The organism is Psittacicella gerlachiana (genome assembly GCF_003585965.1).
GTDB classification, from domain to species: domain Bacteria; phylum Pseudomonadota; class Gammaproteobacteria; order Enterobacterales; family Psittacicellaceae; genus Psittacicella; species Psittacicella gerlachiana.
This window is the reverse complement of sequence record NZ_NRJF01000083.1, coordinates 1-24,701: the sequence shown is the minus strand read 5'-3', so window position 1 is coordinate 24,701 and position 24,701 is coordinate 1. Positions and strand designations below refer to the sequence as shown.

General features: G+C 33.6%; 21 protein-coding genes. 7 read left to right on the top strand and 14 right to left on the bottom strand.

Features of this window, described 5'->3' with window-relative positions; genetic code table 11:
- Window positions 1–793: 793 nt before the first annotated feature.
- Together bcp and CKF59_RS03450 are read right to left on the bottom strand one after the other, a co-directional pair.
- Window positions 794–1,294 carry a thioredoxin-dependent thiol peroxidase gene (bcp, locus tag CKF59_RS03455; RefSeq protein ID WP_119534588.1) on the bottom strand — a complete coding sequence of 167 codons (501 nt, stop codon included), beginning with the start codon at window positions 1,292–1,294 and terminating at the stop codon, window positions 794–796.
- Between the two features lie 4 nt (window positions 1,295–1,298).
- A complete protein-coding gene (locus CKF59_RS03450; protein WP_147397106.1) occupies window positions 1,299–2,177 on the bottom strand; it encodes a hypothetical protein in 879 nt (292 codons plus the stop codon).
- Window positions 2,178–2,321: 144 nt separating this feature from the next.
- On the opposite strand from CKF59_RS03450, the gene CKF59_RS03445 reads away from it, so the two are divergent.
- The 3 genes from CKF59_RS03445 (at window position 2,322) to trmB (ending at window position 6,219) form a co-directional block, all read left to right on the top strand.
- On the top strand, window positions 2,322–4,025 hold the full coding sequence (locus CKF59_RS03445; RefSeq protein ID WP_147397105.1) for a hypothetical protein: 1,704 nt from the start codon (window positions 2,322–2,324) through the stop codon (window positions 4,023–4,025).
- Between the two features lie 81 nt (window positions 4,026–4,106).
- A complete protein-coding gene (locus tag CKF59_RS03440) occupies window positions 4,107–5,351 on the top strand; it encodes an AI-2E family transporter (protein WP_119534585.1) in 1,245 nt (414 codons plus the stop codon).
- Between the two features lie 175 nt (window positions 5,352–5,526).
- Complete coding sequence (trmB, locus tag CKF59_RS03435) at window positions 5,527–6,219, top strand: tRNA (guanosine(46)-N7)-methyltransferase TrmB (protein ID WP_119534584.1); 693 nt, start codon at window positions 5,527–5,529, stop codon at window positions 6,217–6,219.
- 102 nt (window positions 6,220–6,321) lie between these two features.
- Here trmB and groL read toward each other — a convergent pair whose 3' ends face one another.
- The 8 genes from groL to cysK all read right to left on the bottom strand — a co-directional run bounded on the left by groL (window position 6,322) and on the right by cysK (window position 14,839).
- Window positions 6,322–7,938 (bottom strand): chaperonin GroEL, encoded by a 1,617-nt coding sequence (groL, locus tag CKF59_RS03430; protein WP_119534583.1) that lies wholly within the window; start codon window positions 7,936–7,938, stop codon window positions 6,322–6,324.
- Window positions 7,939–7,950: 12 nt separating this feature from the next.
- Window positions 7,951–8,253, bottom strand: a complete 303-nt coding sequence (locus CKF59_RS03425; RefSeq protein WP_119534582.1) for a co-chaperone GroES — start codon at window positions 8,251–8,253, stop codon at window positions 7,951–7,953.
- Between the two features lie 354 nt (window positions 8,254–8,607).
- Window positions 8,608–9,129 carry an acyloxyacyl hydrolase gene (locus CKF59_RS03420; RefSeq protein ID WP_119534581.1) on the bottom strand — a complete coding sequence of 174 codons (522 nt, stop codon included), beginning with the start codon at window positions 9,127–9,129 and terminating at the stop codon, window positions 8,608–8,610.
- A gap of 79 nt (window positions 9,130–9,208) precedes the next feature.
- The gene (locus tag CKF59_RS03415) at window positions 9,209–9,853 is read right to left on the bottom strand and encodes an outer membrane beta-barrel protein (protein WP_119534580.1); all 645 of its coding nucleotides are present in this window, start codon (window positions 9,851–9,853) and stop codon (window positions 9,209–9,211) included.
- Between the two features lie 273 nt (window positions 9,854–10,126).
- On the bottom strand, window positions 10,127–11,305 hold the full coding sequence (locus tag CKF59_RS03410; protein WP_119534579.1) for a glycosyltransferase: 1,179 nt from the start codon (window positions 11,303–11,305) through the stop codon (window positions 10,127–10,129).
- 8 nt (window positions 11,306–11,313) lie between these two features.
- Complete coding sequence (locus CKF59_RS03405) at window positions 11,314–12,462, bottom strand: hypothetical protein (RefSeq protein WP_119534578.1); 1,149 nt, start codon at window positions 12,460–12,462, stop codon at window positions 11,314–11,316.
- Between the two features lie 7 nt (window positions 12,463–12,469).
- Complete coding sequence (locus CKF59_RS03400) at window positions 12,470–13,711, bottom strand: glycosyltransferase family 8 protein (RefSeq protein WP_119534577.1); 1,242 nt, start codon at window positions 13,709–13,711, stop codon at window positions 12,470–12,472.
- A gap of 177 nt (window positions 13,712–13,888) precedes the next feature.
- Window positions 13,889–14,839 carry a cysteine synthase A gene (gene cysK, locus CKF59_RS03395; protein ID WP_119534576.1) on the bottom strand — a complete coding sequence of 317 codons (951 nt, stop codon included), beginning with the start codon at window positions 14,837–14,839 and terminating at the stop codon, window positions 13,889–13,891.
- A 184-nt stretch (window positions 14,840–15,023) separates the two neighbouring features.
- Between cysK and cysE the strand changes: the two genes are divergently transcribed.
- The 4 genes from cysE (at window position 15,024) to serS (ending at window position 19,556) form a co-directional block, all read left to right on the top strand.
- Window positions 15,024–15,833 (top strand): serine O-acetyltransferase, encoded by an 810-nt coding sequence (gene cysE / locus CKF59_RS03390; RefSeq protein ID WP_119534575.1) that lies wholly within the window; start codon window positions 15,024–15,026, stop codon window positions 15,831–15,833.
- A gap of 79 nt (window positions 15,834–15,912) precedes the next feature.
- Window positions 15,913–16,758, top strand: coding sequence for an inositol monophosphatase family protein (locus tag CKF59_RS03385; RefSeq protein ID WP_119534574.1), 846 nt, complete (start codon window positions 15,913–15,915; stop codon window positions 16,756–16,758).
- Between the two features lie 194 nt (window positions 16,759–16,952).
- Entirely contained in the window at window positions 16,953–18,083 is a 1,131-nt protein-coding gene (rlmN, locus tag CKF59_RS03380) for a dual-specificity RNA methyltransferase RlmN (protein ID WP_119534573.1), read from the top strand.
- A 174-nt stretch (window positions 18,084–18,257) separates the two neighbouring features.
- Entirely contained in the window at window positions 18,258–19,556 is a 1,299-nt protein-coding gene (gene serS, locus CKF59_RS03375) for a serine--tRNA ligase (protein WP_119534572.1), read from the top strand.
- Between the two features lie 139 nt (window positions 19,557–19,695).
- On the opposite strand, the gene udp is transcribed toward serS, so the two are convergent.
- The 4 genes from udp to CKF59_RS03355 form a co-directional block, all read right to left on the bottom strand.
- Window positions 19,696–20,466, bottom strand: coding sequence for a uridine phosphorylase (gene udp / locus CKF59_RS03370; protein ID WP_119534571.1), 771 nt, complete (start codon window positions 20,464–20,466; stop codon window positions 19,696–19,698).
- A gap of 223 nt (window positions 20,467–20,689) precedes the next feature.
- Complete coding sequence (locus CKF59_RS03365; protein WP_222985552.1) at window positions 20,690–22,384, bottom strand: tyrosine-type recombinase/integrase; 1,695 nt, start codon at window positions 22,382–22,384, stop codon at window positions 20,690–20,692.
- 73 nt (window positions 22,385–22,457) lie between these two features.
- Window positions 22,458–23,702 carry a glycosyltransferase family 8 protein gene (locus CKF59_RS03360; RefSeq protein ID WP_119534569.1) on the bottom strand — a complete coding sequence of 415 codons (1,245 nt, stop codon included), beginning with the start codon at window positions 23,700–23,702 and terminating at the stop codon, window positions 22,458–22,460.
- Window positions 23,703–23,721: 19 nt separating this feature from the next.
- Complete coding sequence (locus CKF59_RS03355) at window positions 23,722–24,591, bottom strand: WlaTC/HtrL family glycosyltransferase (RefSeq protein WP_119534568.1); 870 nt, start codon at window positions 24,589–24,591, stop codon at window positions 23,722–23,724.
- Between the last annotated feature and the right edge of the window lie 110 nt (window positions 24,592–24,701).

Sequence of the window (24,701 nt, the reverse complement as noted above, 5' to 3'; positions counted from 1 at the left end):
CGTATAGAGGTATGTATGCCAATTTAGGAGTATATGTATCTTATGGCTTAATTTGTTTACTCTAGGAAAGGCAGTAAGAATTTAAATAAAAGTAGCAAAAACTAAGAGGACTAGCTGATTAATTTCAAAGCTATTAGTTGATTGCATCGATTATTTATTTAAAACTTATTGCTACTATAGCTTGTAATTAGATTTGGAATGAACCACTAGGAATAATTTAAAATATGGCATATTTTATTTTATAAAGAACTGAGACTTGCCCATATGTTTTCATATACCTCTCAGTACTTAGTGGTTATTCTTTTTTTATCTTATCATATAACAATAACAGACAATTTAGTTGTATCTAAGTAAAAAGTTATCATCTTAATTAGATCTAAATGAGTATTTATGATCTAGATATTTGTGATTACCTGTATTAGAACAAGCAACTAAATGAATAAAAACTAAATTTATCTAGGCAGTCATATATTTTCTGTGATGTTTAATTGGGAATACCAATTACATAAGAGCAGGAAAGTATGACTCTTAATTTATTTAGCGGACAAAAAGTATCAAATCTTAAAGCACTTATTCTTTGTGTTATTGAGAAATAAAAAGATCCAAGCAGCCTTGGATCTTTTTCTATAGGCGTAATTAAATTACGACTATAACATTAATATGTGGAATGTAATTAAATAATATTCTTAAAAAATAAATTAAGATCAATTGTGAGGTAGCCCTCTCATTCTCTAATTTTTTATAGTTAAAAACTATGCGAAATTAGAGAATTCTTGTCAAGGTTAAACGAAGCTTATGCTTGATGTTCTTTTAACCAAGTATTTACTTGTTGAGCAAATTCTTTAGTATTAATTTTAGTAAAAACTTCAAGAATTTTTCCTTCACCATTTACTAAAAAAGCAATACGATGAATTCCATTATATACTCTTCCGTATAAAGATTTTTCTCCATAAACGCCACAAGCTTGTGACAGTTGTAATTCGGTATCAGCTAAGAGAGGAAAACTTAAATTATACTTTTGCGCAAATTTATCTTGTTTTTCTACTTCATCAGCACTTACTCCTAATACTGGTAAAGTAAAATTATGCTCGCTAATAGCTTGTTCTAAGTTACACGCTTGAGCAGTACAGCCTGGAGTTAGAGCTTTAGGATAAAAGTAAATTAAATGGAGTTGAGGAAAAGATTTATTGGTATAAGTTTTACCATTATTTGCGACTAAAGAAAATGCTGGAAAATTGTCTCCCGGTTGTAAAAGATTAGGTAAGCCTTTAACGCTGATGGTTTTTTCGCTCATAAAATTATTCCTTATGGGTTGATGATGGTTGGTCTATAGTGGTCAAACAGATGCTTTCTTTGCTTGTAACAAGTTTACTTTTACCGAGAGTAAGCTCTTGATCCTCTATTGGTGTTAAAGCTAGTTGTTCGGCATTTGAAGCTTTGGTTGCACTTAAAGTTGTCCCTGCTTGAAAGTGTTGATGTTCAGTAAAGGTGATATCGGCACTTACACTTACACTAGTATTAGCTAAATCTTGCACTTGCACCTGAGGTAAACTAGTTTCAATTTCAACATTTTCCACTTGATCTTCAGGTAATGCTTGATAATGTAAATTTGCAAGTTCTTTAATTTGCTCTAAGTGTTCTGCGTCATTGAGAATCTCTTCATATTTATCATTAAAGAGTTCATCAAAATCAGCTTTTTCTTCAGGAGTTAATTCCTGTTCTTCATGAGTATCAGGTAAGTGTTGATTTTCTACTTCATCACCAATTACTTGTTCAACAATGTTTTCGATTTCTTGAGCGGTTAAGATATCGTCATCTTTTTTAGCTAGTTCTTGAGCTTGTTCAGCTAAGAGCTTAGCGGTTTTACGCTCGAGCCATTCGATTTCAGCAAGCAGAGCTGATTTTCTTGTTCTCTGACGTTTACGTTTATTCTCACTTTCAGGAGTTGATTTTTTACTAGGTGAGGCTTTAGCGACAATTGAACTCTGACTTTTTTCGTTTGGGTTTGCTTCTCTTTGAGGCTTTTTAAATTTTTTAACCTCAGGAGCAATGGTATTTTTTGGATTACGCCCCCTAGTTAAATTTTTGAGAAGTTTTTGTTTAACCTCTTTTTGACTTAAACTTCGAAAGCGTTCACTTTTCTTTTTTGCTTTAAAACGAAATACGACATAAGTCAAAAAAACAATATAGATACTAATAATCCCGATTATTAACATATTTTTGCAAGCTATAACATTTACTTTATCCTCTATTATACACTTTCTTAGAGTATAATATGAGGAAGTACAAACTTAATTTTGCCTTTTAGTTTATATTTTTTTATGAGTTTACAACTTCAACCCGTGGGTTTAGAACTCCGATTTAAACTCTCTCAAAGTTATTCTTTAACTGAGTTTATTCATGGACCTAATGCAGATATAATTTCTCAGTTAACACCTTATTTTTCTTTAGGTTTAAGTCAAACTCTTGCCTTAATTGGTGATAACTCCACTTTGGTGAATCAAATGGTACGTGCTTGCTTTGATGACGCAAGTAAGTTAAATCCATTTATTGATGAAAATGAGCAAAGTTTTCTTGATTTAGCTCAATTTATGACTAGTCATAGTCCTCAGGATTTAGAAGCTTTATATTTTAAGCCTTTAGTAGCTCTGAATAATATTCATTGTTTACTAGGAAATATTGAATGGGAAGAGGCATTACGTGATTTAATTACGATGAACAATAATAGCGAAAGCTTAATGATTATTGGTACGCACGTAGATATAGCCGAAAACGTTTGTATTTTAGATGATTTGCAGTCACGTTTTAATCTCTTTAGAAAGATTTATCTCAAAGAGTATTCTAAACCTCTTTTAAAAAACTTTATTAATGTTCGTTGTCGAGAACAAGGGCTGGAGATTTCCGAGCAAGGACTTGATTATATTACCTCAGTATATCAAAGTGTTCATCCAAGTAGTTTAGATTTAGATCAAACTGCTTTTAATATTTTAACTCTTTGTCATGATCAACAAAAAAATCCAAGTTTAATTAGTAAACAGTATTTACAGGCTTATCCTGAAGTATTTAAATTTTATAACTTGGGTGATGATCTGTTTACTCTATATAATCAAGAAAAAGATAATACCGAACAGACAAATAGTAAGCTTACAGCCTTTACTGAACTTTATACGCGCTTAAAACAAAAACAAGCTTTAGCGGGACAAGAAATTCGTAGTCGGGATAAACTTCTCCCTTATACTGCAGAATTTGCGGAAGGATTTGCTCAATACTTCCGTCAAAAATATCCTAACCTACGTAATTATGAGTTAGATGATGACCTAAAACGTCATTTACGTAAAGATAAAGAATTGACCTTAGCTCAAAAAATTACGCTTGAGCGTCAAGAAAAAGTTCTTAGCTTACTCCAACAACATATTCAACAGGCTGCCGATACTAGCCAGTTTACAGATTTAGTTCATGCAGGGATTGATCAGGATATGTTTTTTGAGGGGAGTGAAGTTGAAGCAAGTCTTCGTACAGATTTAGTTAATCCTTTAGACAAAAACTTAGATACAGTAACTAACTTAGTGCAGTTAGATCAACAAGCTGTACAAGAAAGAGAAAAGACTCAAGATCATCTAGCTTCACAAGCTGTAGTCTTTAACTTAGAGCAAGAGGAAATTCTCGAGCAGGACTCGGTAGAGCTTGAGGAATTAGAAGAGCAAGAAAGTATTAGTATCGATGATTTATATAATGAGCAACAACTCGATAAATTGATTAATGAACATATTCATGAACATCTACAAGTTAGTCGTAATGCAAATCTTCTTAATAAAGAGAAAAAAGCTGTAGCTACTTTTAGTCAAGCTCCAGTTTTAATTGAAGAATTATTATGGGAAGCGGAAGAAGCTAAAGTTGAAGCAGTAGTTTCGCCTCTAACTAATGTGCATGAATTAAATGCCCCATTATCTCGTTTAGTACGTAGAAGAAAAAGCTCTAAAGAACAAGCAAGTGTTGATTTTACTCAACTCTTGGAGTTTGAGTAAGGAAATAACTTCATTTGTTCTTCGAAGTTATCTCCTTTATAATAGGAAATCAAAATACTACTAGAAAAAATAGGAAACTAAATGTCATCTTGGAAAGACCTATTTACCCGTAATTTTAATAACCCCCAAATAGTAGCCTTGATTATTATTCTCTTAGTAATCTCTTTAGTGCTTTACTTTTTTGGGAGAATATTAGCTCCTGTATTCTTGGCTGTAGGTTTAGCTTATATTTTAAACTTTCCAGTGCGTTGGTTAGTAAAAAAAGGCTTTAAACGTATTTATGCCTTGATACTGGTTTTTAGTTTGTTAGTTTGCGTTATGGCATGGCTAGTTTTTTCTATAGCTCCAATGCTCATAAGGCAACTAAGTACTTTGTTGGTTGAAGCTCCTACAATTGCTACTAACTTAAGAGATAAACTTCTTTCACTTGAAGAGTTTAATCTTCCTTATTTAGACCGTACCACTTTATATTCGATTTACGAAAATATTAATCAATATATTCAGTCGAATATGGATATACGTATTGATAATATTATTACGGTATTACACAATGTAGCCTATATTGCCGTAAATTCTTTCTTAGTACCCTTTATGGCATTTCTTATGCTTATTGACTATGCTCCCCTAAAAGAAAGTATTATTCGTTTCTTACCTAAATCAAGCGAATTAGCTGATGGAGTGTTTAAAGAGTTTATGGCGCAACTTGATAACTATGTCCGTGGCAAGGTTATTGAGTTTATAATTATGACAGTTCTAAGTTTTGTGGCTTTTGCATTCTTTGGGCTTAAGTACAATCTCATTCTTTCTACATTAATTGGAATTTCGGTAATTATTCCTTATTTAGGAGTAATTATTGCTACAGTTCCTTTTGCGATCGTGGCTTTCTTCCAATTTGAGCTAGGAACAACTTTTTGGACACTAATGATTATTCACACCATTTTACAAATCTTTAATGGGAATATTCTTGTGCCTGTACTTTACTCTAAAACCAACAATATTCGTCCAATTACTGTAATTGTTGCAGTGATCTTCTTTGGACAAATTTGGGGAATCTTAGGAGTATTCTTAGCTATTCCACTTTGTACTTTAATTAAAGCCGTAGCTAATGCTTGGTGGTTAAATTCTCAACTTTATTTTGAAATGCAACAGCGTCAAGAAGCTGAAAAGCAAGCTCTTGAAGAGGAGCAAATGCCTAAAGCAAATCGAAATAAGAAAAAACGTACTCGACCAACCAAACCAACTCAAGCTCAAGAAAGTAATGCTTTATATACCGCAAAAAGCAAAGCTCAAGATGAGGCAAATGCAAAGAATAATGCACAAGAATAATTTATAAGCATAAGAGCATAAAAATAATCAAGTACAAAAATATAGCACTATTGCCATAAAACAAGAAAAGAGGAACTCGCTGTAGTTCCTCTTTTCCTATAAAAAATTAGCACAAATTTTTACAATGCGATAAAATAAGCACAAACTACTTTTCAAGTTATTATTAAGAATTTTTATGACTACAGATCAACCACAACATCGCCGTATTAAGTCATATGTATTACGTACTGGACGTATTACGGGAAGTCAAGAACAAGCATTAACCAATCTTTTTCCGTTATATGGCGTAGAATGTCCTGCACCAGGACAAACTCTTGAGCTACAAACTTTATTTGCAAAAGAGCAGCCAGTAGTGATCGAAATAGGTTTTGGTATGGGAACTTCATTAGTGACCATGGCTAAAGAAAATCCTCAATTAAATTATTTAGGAATAGAAGTGCATACGCCAGGAGTAGGTAATGCTTTAAAACTTATTGAGCAAGAGCAGTTAACCAATATCAAGGTTGCTTGTCATGACGCAATTGAAATCTTACAAGCTTTACCTGAAAATTCTTTAGGCGGGTTACAACTATTTTTCCCTGATCCTTGGCACAAAGCTCGTCACCATAAACGTAGAATTGTAAATCAAGAGTTTATGGCTTTAGTGACTCGAGCTTTAGTTTCTGGTGGTTTTGTACATATGGCTACCGATTGGGAAAATTATGCTGAGCATATGCTTGAAGTTCTCAATGCTACTCCTAATTTAGAGAATACTGCTCCGGATCAGATGTATATTCCTCGTCCAGCTTCGCGTCCTTTAACTAAATTTGAGCAAAGAGGACATCGCTTAGGACATGGAGTATGGGATCTATATTTCCTAAAAAAATAAGGTTTGTTATCTAGGTTACTTTGAGCTGATCTAGGTAGCTTTAATCTTATAATATTGATTTAAGTTAATAATTAAGGTCTCGCATTAGCGAGACCTTAATTATTACATATAACCACCCATGCCAGCTGGAGCAGGAGCTTCTGGTTCATCTTCTTCTACAATCATACATTCGGTAGTTAACATTAAAGTTGCAATTGAAGCAGCTTTTTCGAGAGCTACACGAGTTACTTTTGCAGGATCAAGAATCCCCATTTCTAACATATTGCCATAGGTTTCGGTGCGAGCATTAAAGCCAAAGTCACCTTCACCATTACGTACACGATCAATAATTACTGAAGCTTCTAAACCACAGTTAGTTACGATTTGACGTAAAGGAGCTTCCATAACTTTTAAAGCAAGACGGATACCAGCTGCTTGTTCATCATTATCAGCAACAACATTTAAATTTGCTGATGAACGAATTAACGCTACACCGCCACCAGGTACTACCCCTTCAGCTACAGCTGCACGAGTTGCAGAAAGAGCATCGTCAAAGCGATCTTTTTTCTCTTTCATTTCTACTTCTGTCGCACCACCGACTTTAATTACCGCTACCCCACCTGAAAGTTTAGCGATACGTTCGTTAAGTTTTTCAATATCGTATTCTGAAGTAGTTAAAGATAATTCATGTTTAATTGCAGCTACACGGTTAGCTATATCTTCAGCACTACCAGCACCATCAATAATTGTCGTTGAATCTTTAGATACAACTACACGTTTGGCACTACCTAATACCTCTAAACCAGCTTTTGCGAGATCAATGCCTAATTGCTCTTCGATTACAGTTGCACGAGTTAATACTCCAAGATCTTGAAGCATAGCTTTACGACGATCACCAAAGCCAGGAGCTTTTACGGCTACAACTTTTAACACGCCACGAGCAGAGTTTAAAACTAAACCTGATAATACTTCAGACTCATAGTCTTCAGCAATAATTACTAAAGGTTTAGATTGTTTATTTACTCCTTCTAAAATAGGTAAAATTTCACGTAAACTATTGAGTTTACCATCAACAAGAAGGATATATGGTGAATCAAATTCCGCAGTGGCATTATCAGCACGGTTAGCAAAATATGGACTTAAGTAACCACGATCAAATTGCATCCCTTCAACTACTACTAGTTCATCATTAAAGCCTGTACCATCTTCAATGGTAATTACCCCGTTGTTTCCTACTTTTTCCATAGCTTGAGCAATGAGGTTACCTACTTCTTCGTCATTGTTTGCAGAAATAGTTGCTACTTGTTGAATTGATTTATTATCAGAAGCAGGAGTTGCGAGATCTTTTAAGTTAGCTACAGTAGCTGCTACAACTTTATCAATCCCACGTTTTACATCCATAGGATTTAAACCTGCATTTACTACTTTTAAGCCTTCACGAATAAACGCTTGCGCTAATACGGTTGCCGTAGTTGTTCCGTCACCAGCTAAATCATTAGCATCTTGAGCAACTTTTTTTACAAGTTGAGCTCCCATGTTTTCGAATTTATCTTTTAATTCGATTTCACGTGCTACAGATACTCCATCTTTAGTAATTAAAGGAGCTCCAAATTTACGGTCAATTACCACATTACGTCCTTTAGGACCAAGGGTAATTTTTACGGCATTAGCTAAGGTATCAACACCGTTAAACATTTTTACACGCATTTCATTATTAAAAATTAATTCTTTAGCTGCCATGGTTCAGACTCCTTATTGATTTACTACTGCCATAATTTGACGTTCAGAAATAAATACTACTTTTTGCCCTTCAATTTCATATTCAACTAAATTAGTTGCACTTGGGTGTAAGATTACTGTATCTCCTACTTGTACATTTAAAGGAAGATTAGTTCCATTTTCTGCAGGATAACCTGTACCTACAGCAAGCACTTGAGCATATTGGAGTTGAGATTTTGCAGTAAGAATTAAGCCTGAAGCTGTTTTTTCTTCACCTGCTACCAGTTTTACCACTACGGTATCGTGTAAAGGTTTTAAATTGAGCTGATTAGCCATATAAATTCCTTATTTTTTGAGTTTATTACTTAATTTTTCTTATAGTTATAATACCCCTAAGAACAAAAAAAATCAATATTTTCGAGAAAAAATTAGAAGAATAGACGGTTATTCTTCTAAAAATAATTTACTTATAAGGAACTTTATAAATTTACTTATTGAGTCAAGAGGGTAAAGAAGGTTAGAGGACTGAGTAAAGAGGGGTAAGTAGTTATTTATGGTGGTTTTATTCAACTTAGAATGAAATTTGGGGAAGAGCAACTAGAGAGTTGAACAGAGAAGAAAATTATTTAGCGATAAGAAAACCTTGAGTAAAAACTCAAGGTAAAAAATAAAACTTTAAGGGTTTTTTAGTTAAAAGCTAATCCCTACGTAAAACGAGTAAGCATTACCATTGTAGCTACGATCTTTATTACTTAAATGTGTATAGCGGTAGTCTACACCCGCACTAAAAGTACCAAAGAGTTTTGCACCAATTCCTACTTGCGAATAAACTCCACCAAGGTATCTTTGATTGTAGAATTTCGCTCCTGCATAACCCGTACTCAAACGTAGGTAAGGTTGAAAGTTATCTAGTTGTAAATCAACTTCACCAAATAAGCCTGCAGTTAAATCATAATAGCTATTAGAGTAGTTTACACTACGGTTTAAGCTACCATCTGCATAAGAAAACTCAGGACCTAAAGTGATTTTTACTTTCGCAAGATCCCAAGGACTAAAACCTAAACCAAGGTTAAATCTTGTCCCTGTAGCTTTTAAGCCATCGCCATAACTTTGACTAAAGTAAGAGACATTAGCATTAATACTTGCAAAAGCAGCAGTGCTAAGTCCAAGGCAAACCACACTCGCAAGAGATAATTTGTACAATTTGTGCATAGATAAGATCCTCAATAAAAAGATACCCCTCACAGCATTACTGTGAGGGGAAATGCCTATCTTATATATCTAGGCTAAATTAGAATTTCCAACCGAACTGAGCACCTACAGTGTAAGCTGTTGCTTTAGTTTTATCACTTGAGTTAGCTAAAGATTGGCTAGGTGCTAAAGAAACATAAGCTCCTGCAGTGAAACCATTAGACCAAGAAACCCCTGCACCTAATTTAGTATATACACCACGGAATTTTTCTGTAGTTTTATTTACACGGAATTGTGCGTTTTGGTAACCTACAGAGAATTGAACATATGGAGTAAATGTGCTTTTCTCAACGTGGAATGCTGCTAATAAGCTTAATCCAGCATTGTAGTCGCTATAACGACGAGAAGTGTTAGTTGTATCAGAAGATGTATAAGTTTCGCTAGAGAAGTGGTTGTTTGGAGAACCAATAGTGTAACGACCTACAGAACCACCTAATTCCGCACCTAAACCTAAAGCTACTGCACCATTGTTAAATACAAAGTAGTGACCAGCTAAGTTTAATTGGAATGAACCAGCATTTAAGTGTTCATTGCTATCTTTAACACTAAAGTTAGAAACTTTAAAACCTAAGTTTGTATCTAAACGAAATTTTTGTTCTGCAAAATTAGTATTTGCTGTTGCTGTTGTTGCAAAAGTTAATGCAGATGCTACCGCTAATGCCGTTAAAGTTTTTTGTAATTTCATATTTTTAACCTAAAAAGGACTGTGCCTCAATTATCAATTAGATCTTACACTTTAAAAGACGATTTTGAAGTCTTTTAAATTAAAATGTTTAAAATTAAATAACTTGCCCTATAAAGTTATAATTTTTTGTTTAAGATTTTATGACTAACTAGTCCTTAAAGTAAATCTTACTTTTCTATTATAACAAGTTTTATGTTTTTTTAGTTACTTATTAAAAACAAAGTTTATCCTTTTATTAGACAAGGAGTTTATATAAATCGTTTTATGATTTTCTTATTTTTTAAATCCACCCTTTTTCTTACTTGCAAAAACTACATCAGTAGCATAGTAAGGAGCAACGGTTTTTTCCCAAATATCAAGATAAGCTGGAACGATCTTAGTATTTTCACTTTGTGGACTAAAAAGAGTTTGCACCGTTTCTTGAGCTTGGGTTAGTAGATGTTTACGTAAACTTCGACCTTGGCTACTTTGATCAAAATACAGATCTATTGCTTGTTTTAAAAGTTGAATATTGGTTTGAAATTGTCCTTCTTGGATAAACCACCAACCATTATTAGCATTAAAGTAATCAACCGGCATGCTTAGTCCCGTATAACCTAGCACATGACAACCACAAGCCATGGCTTCAATTGCTGGTAAATTATGCGAATCCATATAACCACTAGCAATAAAAATATCACTGTTCCGCATAATTTCTAAAGTTTGTTCGTGAGTTTTTTTATGAATGGCAATAAACTCTACTTTATCAGCGTATTCTGGATATAAGCTTAAGAACATGAATTTAAGGGTATTAATTTCATCTGCTCTTTTACGAAGATTATGAATAAAACTAATCGTACACTTAGGTGGTTTTGCTAGGTTACTTCTTTGTTCTGAACTAGGTAAAGCAAGAATATGCTGAGGAATTTCAGTTGCAGGACAAACTACGTGTACAGCTTTAAATACTTTATTTAATTCAAAGCCTAATACTTGTTCTAAATATTTTTTTACAAAGGGACTGGCACAAAGTAAACCGGCAAAATGTAAACTATTAAATTCTTGACGATTTTTAAAAGAATAAGCTGTCCAGTGTACGGCCTGATTAAAGACAATAAACTTTGGTAAAGTATGGATTTCTTTATCCATCCAGTGACGCATATCACGATACACCGGACCTTGAGATTCACCAACAATAATAAAATCTGATGGAGTAAGAATTAATTCATCATTTAAGAGATTGATAGGGATTTCCGGAGGAAAATCACTATGGAGATGTCCAAAAGATTCATTTGGGAAAAAGAGAATGCGAGCATCTACTCCCGCTTTAATTAATTCTCTTGCATGCTCAACTAAAACGAGATCGCCTCCGGTTACCGGTGGACTTGCCATAAAGAAGAAAAAGCGAGATTTTACTTTTTCAAGTCCGTCATCATCGGGAACTATTTCTGTAGCATTGGTATAGTAATTGTACATAGTTCTCCTTAATAAACATTTAAATGTAAACTACGCATTAAACTAAATAGATTATCTTTTAGTTTATCTACGGTAAAGTTTTCTTGAGCGTACATCCGTGCTTGTTGAGCTAGAGGATGTAGGTAGTTCGGATTAGTAGGTAATTGTTGATCGTAAATGCGCATATAATTTAGTAGTTTATGAGCAAGATCTTGATATTTACCTTCGGCAGAGAAGTCAGCAAAATTATCTACCATCGCCAAGTTATCGTAAGCTCCACTATAACCTAAAACTACATTACCACTAATCATCGCTTCAGGAACAAGGTTAGCATATTCAACGCCCATATCTAGAGCAATAAAGACAGCCGATTCATTTAAATGTTCTTTTACTTGAAACACCTTAGCATCAGCTAAACTTACAAACTCAACTTTAGCAAAGAGCTCAGGATCTTGCGTGGCAAAGAAGAATTTAATATTTTCAATTGCCATAAAGCGATACATGGTTTCTGCAAAACAAACTTTGAGTTTTTTCGGAGCTAATTCTACTTGAGTAGCAATAGTTGGGGTCGCACTGATGCGAGGCTTATTAATAATTTGTGGGTACTTAGCCACTAAACGATTAAACATTTGGGTACTTGCTGTACCACGAATGTAATAGGCATCAAAATTAAAAGCTTCAATTTGTGCCATAGATTGCCAATGACGATGTAAGCGAATAAAGTAATCAATACATAAAATAAAGTAGACATGAGCTCCCGTCCCAAAGGCGCGGTGGGAACTAGAATTGAGGTCTTCTTTACTTAGATATCCTGGATTTATTCCTTGGCTCAAGGTTAAAGCTTTGAGTTCTTCAGAAGTATATTTAGCTTTTACCCCTAAAGCTTCTTTGAGCTTGCAAATATTTTGTTCTTTATGATCTTGAATAATAAAGAAGTAATGGCGATTAGGATTATGTAAATCTAATCCTTGTATATTTTCTAAACTTAGAGAGCGACTAGGAGAGATTAATCCTTGTGAAGATCCTTCTACATCTAAAAGAAAGACAGGCCAACCTTGGTTAGATAGATATAAGGAAGTATAAATTGTCCCGATATTTTCATAAGAGTGTTCGGTATTATCAGGAACAATAAAAACTGTTACCTGATCATTGGCAGCATTGATTTGTTCACAATTCATATTGATCTTATTTATATTGTGCAAAAAAATCGGAATTTTGTTGATAGACTTTTTGAGCATAAGCTAAACGAGCTTTTTTGCTAGCAAAAAGACGAGTAAAAAAATTATGGAAAGTTGGGCAACGTACAAGATAAGGGTTTAAGAGTGCCGGACTGACATTATAGTTTTTTTGCCATTGTAGTTTTGCTACTTGCTTTCTTTCGACTTTTCCAAAAGCATCTATGGCTTTTAGACTAAAGTCGTAGCATGCAGACTTATAACCAAAAGCTGAGAAAAACTTTTCTACCATCTCTTGATAAAAACTTATAGGTCGAGCAATTATCTCATTAATAGTTTGCTGAGCAAAATAATTATAGTAGTCCCTAAACTCTTGGTGACTATGTTTAAAAGGTTTTTCAGCTCCGATAAAATGTAAAAGTACTGGAATTTTCACTTGAGAAAAGAAGTCTTGTTGAGCATTCGGCTGTTTAACCTTGGTTATATCCCAACCTTTGCGTTTTAAAAAGAATCTTTGGGGGATTAAGAAAAAAGTTAAATAATTATATTTTACTGGTAACTCATATCTATCTTCGAGATGGAGTTGATTTAAAAAGTCTTGGTCATGGAGAAATACTCCTTTTTGAAAAATTGGAGTTAAGTTATCAGACCAAAGATCTATCCCTCCTTGCTTAGCTTTTTGAGCTAAGGCATCTAAATCTATGAGTAAAACCCCAGAGTTAAAATAATCATGACGATTACCAAAGTCTGCTTCTTGAAGTTCTTGACTAAAGCGAGAGTCAAAGAAAGGCTTTTGATTAAATCTCTGTAAATGGTTATTTAGATCAGTAACTGCTCCTAGTGATTTACCTTGTAAATCAAGGCTAAATAGGCTTTCTAAATCTCCAAAGCATAAGAGATCTAAATCTAAATATAATACTCTACCTTGATATCCTAAACGCGGGAGGTAGAGGCGTAAATAGATCCCATGATGAGTATATTGAGCAGGCATTCCCCAAGCTTGTTGTTGCTCTGAGCTTAGGTAATGGAAGTCAAAACTAATTTGAGGGTAAGAGATAAATTCGTCTTTAAGTTTAGTAAAGATATCACCGAGTTTTTCATTTTTGCCTTGCTCTAAAGAAATATTATGAATGACAATAACTTTAAAAGCACTACGATTAAAAGCGAGGATGTTTTTTAGTTGAGGGGCAATTAAATGAAAAGTATTAATATCTGCGGTGAAAGCTAATTGGTAAACTGAATTTTTGAGCATAAATGCAATTTTATTTAACAGTAAGTATTTTTATATTTTTTACTCTTAATATTATATCTTGTTCTGATTTATCACTTTAGACAAAATAATGAAGTTTTAATTCTAGAATTACGATTTTACGATATTTTATATAGTTAAAAGACCTAAGAGATAACTCCTAGGTCTTTAAGTAATAAATTAAGCTTCAATATCCGCAAATAATGGAGTACTGAGGTAACGTTCTGCAGCCGAGGCTAAAATCACCACAATAACCTTATCATGAAATTCAGGAAGTTTAGCCAAACGATCTGCTACCGCTAAAGCAGCACCTGAAGAAATACCTGCAAGAATCCCTTCTTTTGCCATTAAAGCACGAGCAGTTTCCATTGCGGTTTGACTATCTACAGTTTCGACACGGTCAACTAAAGAGAGATCTAAGTTTTTTGGAATAAAGCCAGCGCCAATGCCTTGAATTTTGTGAGGACCTGGTTTTACTTCTTCTCCCGCTAAGGTTTGACTAATTACTGGAGATTCAGCAGGTTCTACAGCTATACTAGTTACCGCCTTACCTTGAGTATGTTTGAGGTAACGACTAACCCCAGTAATCGTACCACCTGTACCTACACCTGCGACAAATACATCTACTTTACCATCGGTATCTTGCCAAATTTCAGGTCCGGTAGTTTGTTCGTGAATCGCTGGATTTGCTGGATTTTCAAATTGTTTTAAAGTTATATAACGTTGAGGATCAGAATCTACAATCTCTTGTGCTTTTTCGATCGCTCCTTTCATTCCTTTGCTACCGTCAGTTAGGATTAAATTTGCTCCTAAAGCTCGTAATAAACGACGACGCTCAATACTCATGGTTTCAGGCATGGTTAAAGTTAATTTATAACCACGAGCAGCTGCCACATAAGCTAAAGCAATTCCCGTATTACCTGAAGTAGCATCAACAATTTCCTTATCTTTAGTTAAGATTCCGTCTTTTTCTGCTTGCCATACCATGTTAGCACCTATACGGTCCTTAACACTAAAGCTCGGATTACGTCCTTCAATTTTTGCGAGAATATTTCCGTTATGACCAAAATTATGTAAACGTACTAATGGAGAATTACCAATAGAATATGAATAATCTTCGTAAATAGACATGGTTTTATTTTCCTCGATTAGCGTTCAATTTTTACCTATTAAAGATGATAGCATAATTTGTACTTTTCTCAAGAGCTTTTCTATATTGCTTTATAATAGTAAAGAGATTCTGTGGTTATGACATACAATTATTAGTAAAATCCAAAACTTAAAACTTCAACAAACAAAAAATTTAATTATTACCATGACAGATTTAGTAGATAAAGTATGGCAACAAGTACGTGAGCAGGCAAGGCATCTAGTAGAGCATGAACCTATGCTTGCGAGCTTTTATCATGCGACAATTTTAAAACATGAATCCCTTGCTCATGCTCTGAGTTATATTTTAGCCAAGAAGTTAGCCTTAAACTCTATTCTTGATGCTATAGCTTTACGAGAAATTATTCAAGAAGCTTTTGAGGCACAACCAGAAATTATTCAGCAAGTTGCTCAAGATATGCTAGCGGTGGTAGAACGAGATCCTGCAGTGGATAAACTAACTACGCCTCTTCTGTACCTCAAAGGCTTTCATGCGTTACAAGCTTATAGGATTACTCATTATTTGTGGCAAGGAGAGAGAAAAGATTTAGCAATCTTTTTACAAAATGAAATATCGCTTTCTTTAGGAGTAGATATTCATCCGGCTGCCAAAATAGGAGCTGGAATTATGCTGGATCATGCAACAGGGATTGTCATTGGGGAAACTACGTGTATAGATGATAATGTATCAATTCTCCAAGGAGTTACTCTTGGAGGTACAGGTAAAGAGTCGGGAGATCGTCATCCAAAAATTGGCAAAGGAGTGATGATTGGTGCAGGTGCAAAAATTCTTGGCAATATTCATATTGGCGAGAATGCCAAGATTGGAGCAAATTCGGTGGTTCTAAAATCCGTTCCTGCGGGTTGTACGGCAGCTGGAGTCCCCGCAAAAGTTATTTCTCAAAGTACGTCGAGTTGTCCTGCTCGGGAAATGGATCAGAACTTTATTAGCATTTGGGATGCCTTAAATATATAATTAACGCAAAATTAAGTTTTTCTGCTATAATATTGATCTAAATTTAATCTAATCGTAAAGGATTTTTCCAAGGAATTGTATGAGTAAAGCACTACTAGGTATTGCAAAAAATGCAGCTTTAGCTGCGGCTGAGATTTTACGTGATGGTTTTCATAACCGTAATAGTATCAAGGTTGAAACTAAAGGTATCAACGATTACGTAAGTAATATTGATAAAGCTTCAGAGGAAGCTATTCTTGCAGTGATTAAACGTGCATATCCTGAAGATTTTATCGTCGCAGAGGAAACTGCTTCAGCTTATACGCCAAGTAAATATAAAGTAGCTGGTAAACATACGTGGATCATTGATCCTCTTGATGGGACAAGAAACTTTATTATGGGTAATCCTCATTTTGCAGTATCTATTGCGGTACAAGAAAATGGTGAAACGGTTGCTGCGGTAGTATTTAATCCAATTACCGATGAATTATTTACGGCAGTAAAAGGTGCAGGGGCATTTTTAAATAACCGTCGTTTACGTTTAGAACCACATGCAAAAGGTTCTGGCATTAAAGGAAAAGTAATTACTACTGGTTATGCTTTTAAAGAACCACAACGTTTAGCTCGTCAATTAGAGGTACTTCCGTTATTATTCAATCAAGGCATGGGAGATATACGTCGTTTAGGAGCTGCAGCTTTAGATTTATGTTATGTGGCTGCTGGTCGTTTTGATGGCTTTTATGAAGAGGGAATTAAACCTTGGGATATAGCTGCAGGAGATTTAATTGCTCGTGAAGCTAATGCGATGGTAATTGATTTCCAAGGTGGTAATCGTTATTTAGAAACAGATGAAGTTATTGCGGGTAATGTAGAAGTTGCAAGAGAAATTGCAAAAATTATCCACAGTGTTTCACGTGTTCAAGCTGCTACAAATCCACAGGCTTAATAAGATCTTAAGTTGGATTTAATAACAGCTTGCATTTAAGCAAAGATTTTTCAGGAACGAGTTGGTCTCGTTCCTTTTCTCTTTAAAAAATAAGTAAAACTATAGATTTTAAGTTATAATATCCACGTTCAATTAACCCTATATATTTGTTTAATTAAACAACAAATTCATTTTATTTACCTTTTTAACTATCAATGAGTAAAGTAAATCTTTTAAATTTTGATCAGCAAGGTCTTAAAGAATATTTACAAAGCCAAGGGCATAAACCATTTCGTGCTCAACAACTGATGAAATGGATTTATCAACATGGCGTTGCTGATTTTGAAGCTATGACTAATATCTCTAAAGATATGCGTCAGTTCCTGCAAGAAAATTGCGAAATTGAAGCTCCGCAAATTTCTGAAGAACAAATTTCTAGTGATGGCACTATTAAGTGGGCGATGCAAGTTGGGGATCAACAAATCGAATCTGTATTTATTCCTGAGACTGATCGTGGAACTCTTTGTGTCTCTTCACAAGTAGGTTGTGCCTTACAATGTACTTTCTGTTCTACAGCTCAACAAGGTTTTAATAAAAACTTAACCGTTGCGGAAATCATTGGGCAAGTATGGCGTGCGACTCAAAGAATTAAAGAAATCGGAGGCTATGGAGAGCGTCCAATCACTAATGTGGTAATGATGGGGATGGGTGAACCTTTATTAAATGTTAATAATGTGTTACCGGCTCTTCGTATTATGTTAGATGATTTAGGTTATGGCTTATCTAAGCGTCGTGTAACTATTTCAACTTCAGGAGTAGTGCCTGCTTTAGATATTATTGCTGGAAAAATTGACTGTGCTCTAGCAATTTCCTTACATGCTCCTAATGACAAATTACGTGATGAAATAGTTCCGATTAATAAAAAGTATAATATTGCTACTTTTTTAGCAGCTGTAAGACGTTTTATTGAAAAAGCTCCAGCAAACCGTGGTAAAGTAACCATTGAATATGTAATGTTAGATCATGTAAATGATTCTACGGATCACGCTCATGAATTAGCTAAAGTATTAAAAAATACTCCATGTAAAATCAACTTAATTCCATGGAATCCATTCCCAGGTGCTCCTTACGGTCGTTCCTCTAATTCACGTATTGATCGCTTCCAAAAAGTTCTTACTGAACAATATAAAATGGTAGTAACTGTACGTAAAACTCGAGGCGATGATATAGATGCTGCTTGTGGACAACTAGCTGGTGAAGTTATAGATCGTACTAAACGTACTTTACATAAGCGTCAGTTAGGCATTAACGAACAAAGTGAAATTAAAGTGCGTAACTTACACTAGAATTTCAGATAAATTTTATGATTTAAACTAGTCTTTAGAATAACTTCTAAAGGCTTTTTTTGAAAAAAATTTTTAACTTCTTTTGCCTTTAATTTATAATATAAACTGTAAAAAAGCCTCTTCAGGTTAAACATTTAACTTTTTTTATCACTAATTTTTTAGGATTACCAACTCATGTTAGATCCAGTTTTACTACGTACGCAAACTGAAGAAGTTGCGCGTCAATTAAAATTAAAACGTAATCTTGACTTAGATGTTGCTTTAGTGAAATCTCTAGAAGCACAAAGAGCTGAGTTACAAACTTCAACTGAAACTACGCAAGCTAAACGCAATGAATTAGCAGCTCAAGTTGGTCGTTTACGTTCTCAAGGACAAAATGCTGATGACTTAATTGCTCAGTCGAACGAACTTGCAAAAAATCTTGATGCTGACAAAGCAAAACTAGCAGAAGTACAACAGCAATTATTTGATATAGCTTCAAGATTACCTAACCTACAAGCAGATGAAGTTCCTGTTGGTAAAGATGAAAATGATAATGTAGAAATCAAGCGTTGGGGAACTCCACGTACTTTTGATTTTGAAGTTAAAGACCATGTAGATTTAGGTGAGTTAACTGAAGGAATTGATTTTAAATCAGCAGCACGTTTAACTGGTTCTCGTTTTGTCGTTTTTAAAAGTGAAATCGCTCGTTTACACCGTGCTTTAATTCAATTTATGCTTGAAGAGCATTATAAAGCTGGTTATCAAGAAGTATATGTTCCATATCTTGTAAACCAAGATGCTTTATTTGGTACTGGACAATTACCAAAATTTGCTGAAGATCTGTTCCAAATTAAACCTATTGATGATCAAGGCGAAAAAACTTATTACTTAATTCCAACAGCGGAAGTTCCGGTAACCAACTTAGTTGCAGATCAAATTCTTGAAGAGAAAACTTTACCACATCGTTACTGCTCACATACTCCATGTTTCCGTTCAGAAGCTGGTAGCTATGGTCGTGATACTCGTGGTTGTATTCGTCTGCACCAATTTGAAAAAGTAGAATTAGTACATATTACTAAACCTGAAGATTCTATGGAGCAATTAGAAAAATTAACTGCTCAAGCAGAATCTATTTTAGAAAAATTAGGTTTACCTTATCGTCGTATTATCTTATGTACCGGTGACACTGGCTTTAGTTCAATGAAAACTTACGATTTAGAAGTTTGGTTACCTGCACAAAATACTTATCGTGAAATTTCTTCATGTTCAAACATGGGTGATTTCCAAGCTCGTCGTATGAAAGCTCGTTTCCGTCGTGAAGGAAGCAAGAAACCTGAATTAGTGCATACTTTAAATGGTTCTGGTCTTGCAATTTCACGTACTTTAGTTGCAGTATTAGAGAACTATCAACAAGCAGATGGCTCAATTGTAGTTCCAGAAGTATTACGTAAATACATGTACGGTACGGAAGTAATTAATCCTGCTAAATAATAGAAAATTAATTAGATAATGTAAAAGGTCCCTTACTGAGGGACCTTTAAATTTATTTTTTTAATGAAGATTAAGCTTAATCGAAAAGTAATTTCTGATTTAGCTTAAAATCATAAGTAATTTTTAATTTACTTTAAGATTATTTAATAAGTAATTTTAATGCTTCTACTGCAGCTTTAATTCCGTTATCTTCAACAATTTTCGCTTGTTTTTCGTCAGGAGTTTCATTTTTAGTACGATTAACAATCACTCCTGCTACCATCCCTGCACGTAAACCTTGACTTGCAGTTTGGGTATAAAGGGTAGCTCCTTCCATTTCAAAATTTAACACATGCAGTTGTTTCCATAGAGCCATTTTTCCTTGCATATGTTTTGGTACATCTTGACGGAAAGTATCATAACGTTCTTGACCAGGATAGAAAGTATCAGAAGAAGCGGTAATACCTACGTGATAAGTTAAATTTGCTGCTTTTGCACCTTCAACAAGAGCATGTAAAACATCATAGTTAGCTACAGCTGGGAAAGGCTCTGGAGCAAAATGATATGAAGCCCCATCTAAACGTACACATCCTGAAGCAATAATAACATCTCCAATATTGATGTCTTCTTGAATTGCTCCCGTAGTTCCCACACGAATAAAAGTATCAATTCCAAGTTGTGCAAGTTCTTCTACAGCAATAGAAGTTGAAGGACCTCCAATACCTGTAGAACATACCACTACTGGTACATCGTTAATGTAAGCTAAGTATGAATTATATTCACGGTTGCTTGCTAATGGTTTTGGATTATCTAAATATGAAGCCATTTTCGCAACACGACCTGGATCACCAGGGATTAACGCAATTTTTGCACCTTCTAAAACTTCTTTATTTAAACCTAAATGGAATACTGTTGCTTGAATGTTAGACATGCTTGTTACCTTAAAGATTATCAAAAATTTGCTTCAATCAAGTAATTTACTTGATGAGCTGATTCATTACTTTCTTATTATATAACGATAGATTGGCAAGAAAACAATATTTATGATAAAAATAAGTCATTTGACCAAATTTTTAAAGAAAACTGATCAGCGGGATACAAGAAAAGATCAAATAAAGCTAATTTAAGCAAAAATTTTAAATAGTAAAAGGTTTTTATTGATCTTTTTTAGCCTTAATTTGGGCAATTAACTTTTCTTGTTGATTAGCTTTTGTTTTTCTGCCCTGTTGTTTATGCCAAGCTTTGATTTTTTGCTCTTGTTCTTTTCTCGCAAGTAATTCTTCTTGGTGTTTGATTTGCTGAGGATGAGCTTGATTATAAACCTGAATTAAGTGTTCAAGATCTAAATGGGTATAAATTTGCGTAGTAACGAGATTTTTATGTCCCAGTATTTCTTGTACTGCACGTAAGTTAGAAGAGTTTTTTAGGAATTGGGTTGCAAAGCTATGTCTTAATTTATGAGGAGATAGTTTGCGTTTTACACCCGACTTTAAAACTCTTTGGTCTAAGCGATATTGAATAGCTCTTGCCGTAATTCTTTTTAAGTGAGTAGAGAGGAATAAAGCATGAAGAGGATGAAACCTGTGTTTTAGGTGTTCTTTGCTTTGTTCTTCTAGTTGTAACTCATAGCCTGCCGAGTTTAGTAAATTAGTATGATTTTGCATACTATTTTGACTTACTTCAGCCGAAATAGAATTGTTTATATCCGTATTTGTTTTTAAAGGATTCGCCTTTTTCTTTTGTAGAGCTTTTAAGTCTGCAAGAGACATAATTCCAGCTTCTGCATTACTCAATTCTATAGCTTGCTGTTCTTGTTTACTAAGACCAAGATCTTTAATTGGAGCTTCATGTAAATGAGCAGATAACATTTGACTAGCAGCAGAAGCTCGTTTTCTGCCCTTTCCTACAGAGTTTGCACTTTGGGTATTGGTGTATCGATTCGCATTCGCAAGTATATTTGTCGCATAGTGATAAACTTGTCCTGCATCATTTATATTAAGATTTAGATTTAAAGTTGGATCTATATTTAATTCCGCAAGTTGACTTTCATCTAATTTATCTAAAATCTCTCTTTCTCTTAGTACCAAATAAAGAGCTATGAGTTGCTTTAAACCTATGGAGAGAGGAATATGACGATAAACATTACCTTTACCAAGAATTTGAATTTGGTTTTTACTAAAATCTAAATCTTGTAAATTTAAATTACAAACTTCAGAAAGTCGTACTCCAGTATTGAACATCATTTCAAAGATTACTTGATCTCGTAACTCTAAGAAATTTCTTATAATTACGGTTTCAAGAATTTGTTCCATAGTAGATTTTTCAATTACCACTGGTAAGTTTTTTTCGACTTTGAGGTTTTTTACTAATTTAGGGTAATTAGCTTTAACCTTGTCATTAATTAGTAGCCATTGAAAAAAACTTCTCAAAGCAGAGAGAAATTGATTTCTACTTGAAGCACTTTTTTGAGGATGAAGTTCAGCAGAGATCGCCTGTTTAATAATTTCTACTTGGCACGACTCCCAAGTAAATGAGGTTAAAGGTAAAGATTCTGAACTCTGAGCTTTAGGCTGATCTGTTTCTGCAGTTAATTCAGGAATAGTGGATTTCTTAGCTTTACGTTTACCAAGAATTGCTGAAAGATCCATAAGTTCATCAGGAGCCTGTTTTTGTTCTTCCTTGGTGAGTACTTGGTAGATGGCATTTAGTGCTTGTAAGAGGTTATTACGATAAGCTAATAAGGTATTGTTTGAATAGGATTTTTCTAGTTTTATATATTGTAAAAAGCTTTCGAGGTCTTTTTTTACAAAATCTGGAAATAAAGTAGTTATATTTGTTATCTTTGACACGGTATAACACACTAAGTATTTGTATAATAATTTAAAAGGAGGAAATTAAAGTTCCTCCTTTTTTTTATAGATATTATTTTTCAGCTAAATCTTTTATAGGAATAAAGTTATTTTTACTATGCTCTATTTCAGACTGCATACGAATATCATATCCAGCTTTTCCTTTATGTCTAAATTTTCTCAAGCCTCTAGCTCTATATAAAAAGGTAAGTAAAAATATAGGAGAAACCGACCAAGGTTTACTAAATAATCCTACTGATTTAGAAACTTTTTCGATTGTTAAGTCATTAACAAACTTATCATAATTACCAAAGTCTATTAATCCTGGAGTATATCTATAATGATTATAATAATTAATCATCATTTTAAAATAATACTCGACATTTTTTGTAATAATTTCAGATACAGTTTGATTTTTATAGAAATTATATAAGTCTTGGAAATCTACTAGTGGGCTATCCCAAGCTTTATAAGGACTAATAGTTAAAAAGTGAATTATAGATGGATAAAGAGGAGGTTCTACTTTACCTTCTGCTAAGGCTTTTTCGTAGTTTGTCCATTTATCAAAATCTATAAAGAATCGAGTTTGGGTTAAGAAAAAGGCAAAGAAATTATACTTATTTGAGATTAAAGATTTATCATAAAAGTGAACTATATTTAAAAATGTTTGATCTAAATTAGTAAACTTGCCATTTTCAAATATGCTAGGCATATAGTATTGCCATAGATTTTTATTCACATCAGGACTTTGTCTGATTTTTTCTAAATCAATAAGCATTACTCCTGAATTGAAATATACATTACCTTTAGTTCCAAAAGGCAATTCATAAAATTTTGGAGGTAGGATATCAGTTTGATAAGGACTCTTTCTTTGAAATTTGTCAAATATATCCTGAACATCAGGGCAACAAGCTATGGATTTTCCTTGTAGAAAATCATCAGCTCGAGTAAATAACTCATCTAGATTATTTGTAAATAAAGTATCAACATCGACATAAAGAACCTTTCCATCATAAGGTAATGTAGGAAGAGCAAGACGTAACATATGAGGATGTTTTGCTGTTTCTTCGTCAACTCCCCAAGATACAAAAAGTTTAGGGTCTATATAATGAAGTTGAATTTCAAGATTTTGATAATTAGCAAATTCTTCTTTTAACTCTTTAATAGCAACGTCATTTGGATCTTTGATATTATGAGTAATAATAAAGATTGTTGGATGACGGTGAAATGCTACATAAGATTTTATTAAAACTGCTATATGTGGAAAGTAATTTGCTGTTCCAGATACGAGAAGTTTATGTGGTTGTAAATTTGTCATTTGTAAACTGTAAATAATATTAGTACTTTATTCTAAGTAGAGAGCGTAAAAATTTACGAATTTTAAATCCAGGAGTGTTTTGACAATACTTTTGTACAATATTCTCTATAGCCCATCTTTTTCCAACATAGTTAACTTTAAATAAGTCAGGACGCTTATATAGACAGAACATATATAAACCTTGATCATCATCAAATATATTCTTGGAAATAAGATAATTAACTGTTTCTTGTAGAAGTGTCCAAAATTCTTTCCATTTATCAGGAGTGGATACTATACACATACCTATAACATAAACATGATTTTCAAATAAGTATTTTAGTACTTGCTCTTCTGTTTCAAATGGAGGAACATATTTTTTCTTGATTACTGAGAATAGATTTACTTTATCTTTATCAAAGTCATATTGCCATTTATTAATTCCGTCTAGAAAATTATCATCACGGACATATCCAAAATCAATCCAAGCAATTAAATCGCTTTTATGTAACCTTTTATCTATCGCAGTATTTACAAAGTATGTTTTATATAGGTTTACTAAGTCATACTCAGCACACCAATATTCTGGATTTTTCCCTTCTAAAAGATATTTAGGAATATTTTCTCTGAATTTCTCACTATCTAAAATATTTTGGATTTTAGTAACTAAGTCTTTTTGTTCGTTTAGTAGATCATAAATCACAACGTCAGTACTTTTGTTATTTCTTATTTGCAGAACTCTATCTCGATCTTGTTCATTTGCTACAAATACTATCATATGATTTTCAAGATTAGCTAATTTTTTAAATAAATTAAAGTAGTAATTATTATCTCTTTCAAATCCTTTCCAATTAGCTCGACCTAAATCATAGAATGCTGTGACTAATGTTATATCCGTATTAGAGTTCATGAATAAAATTCCTTAAGGTGTTTTTTTACTAGAAGGTTGTGCCTAAAATCACTATAAAGTGAAGCAAGTATAGTTGTTAGAATAGACTTATTTACGATATATTATACATT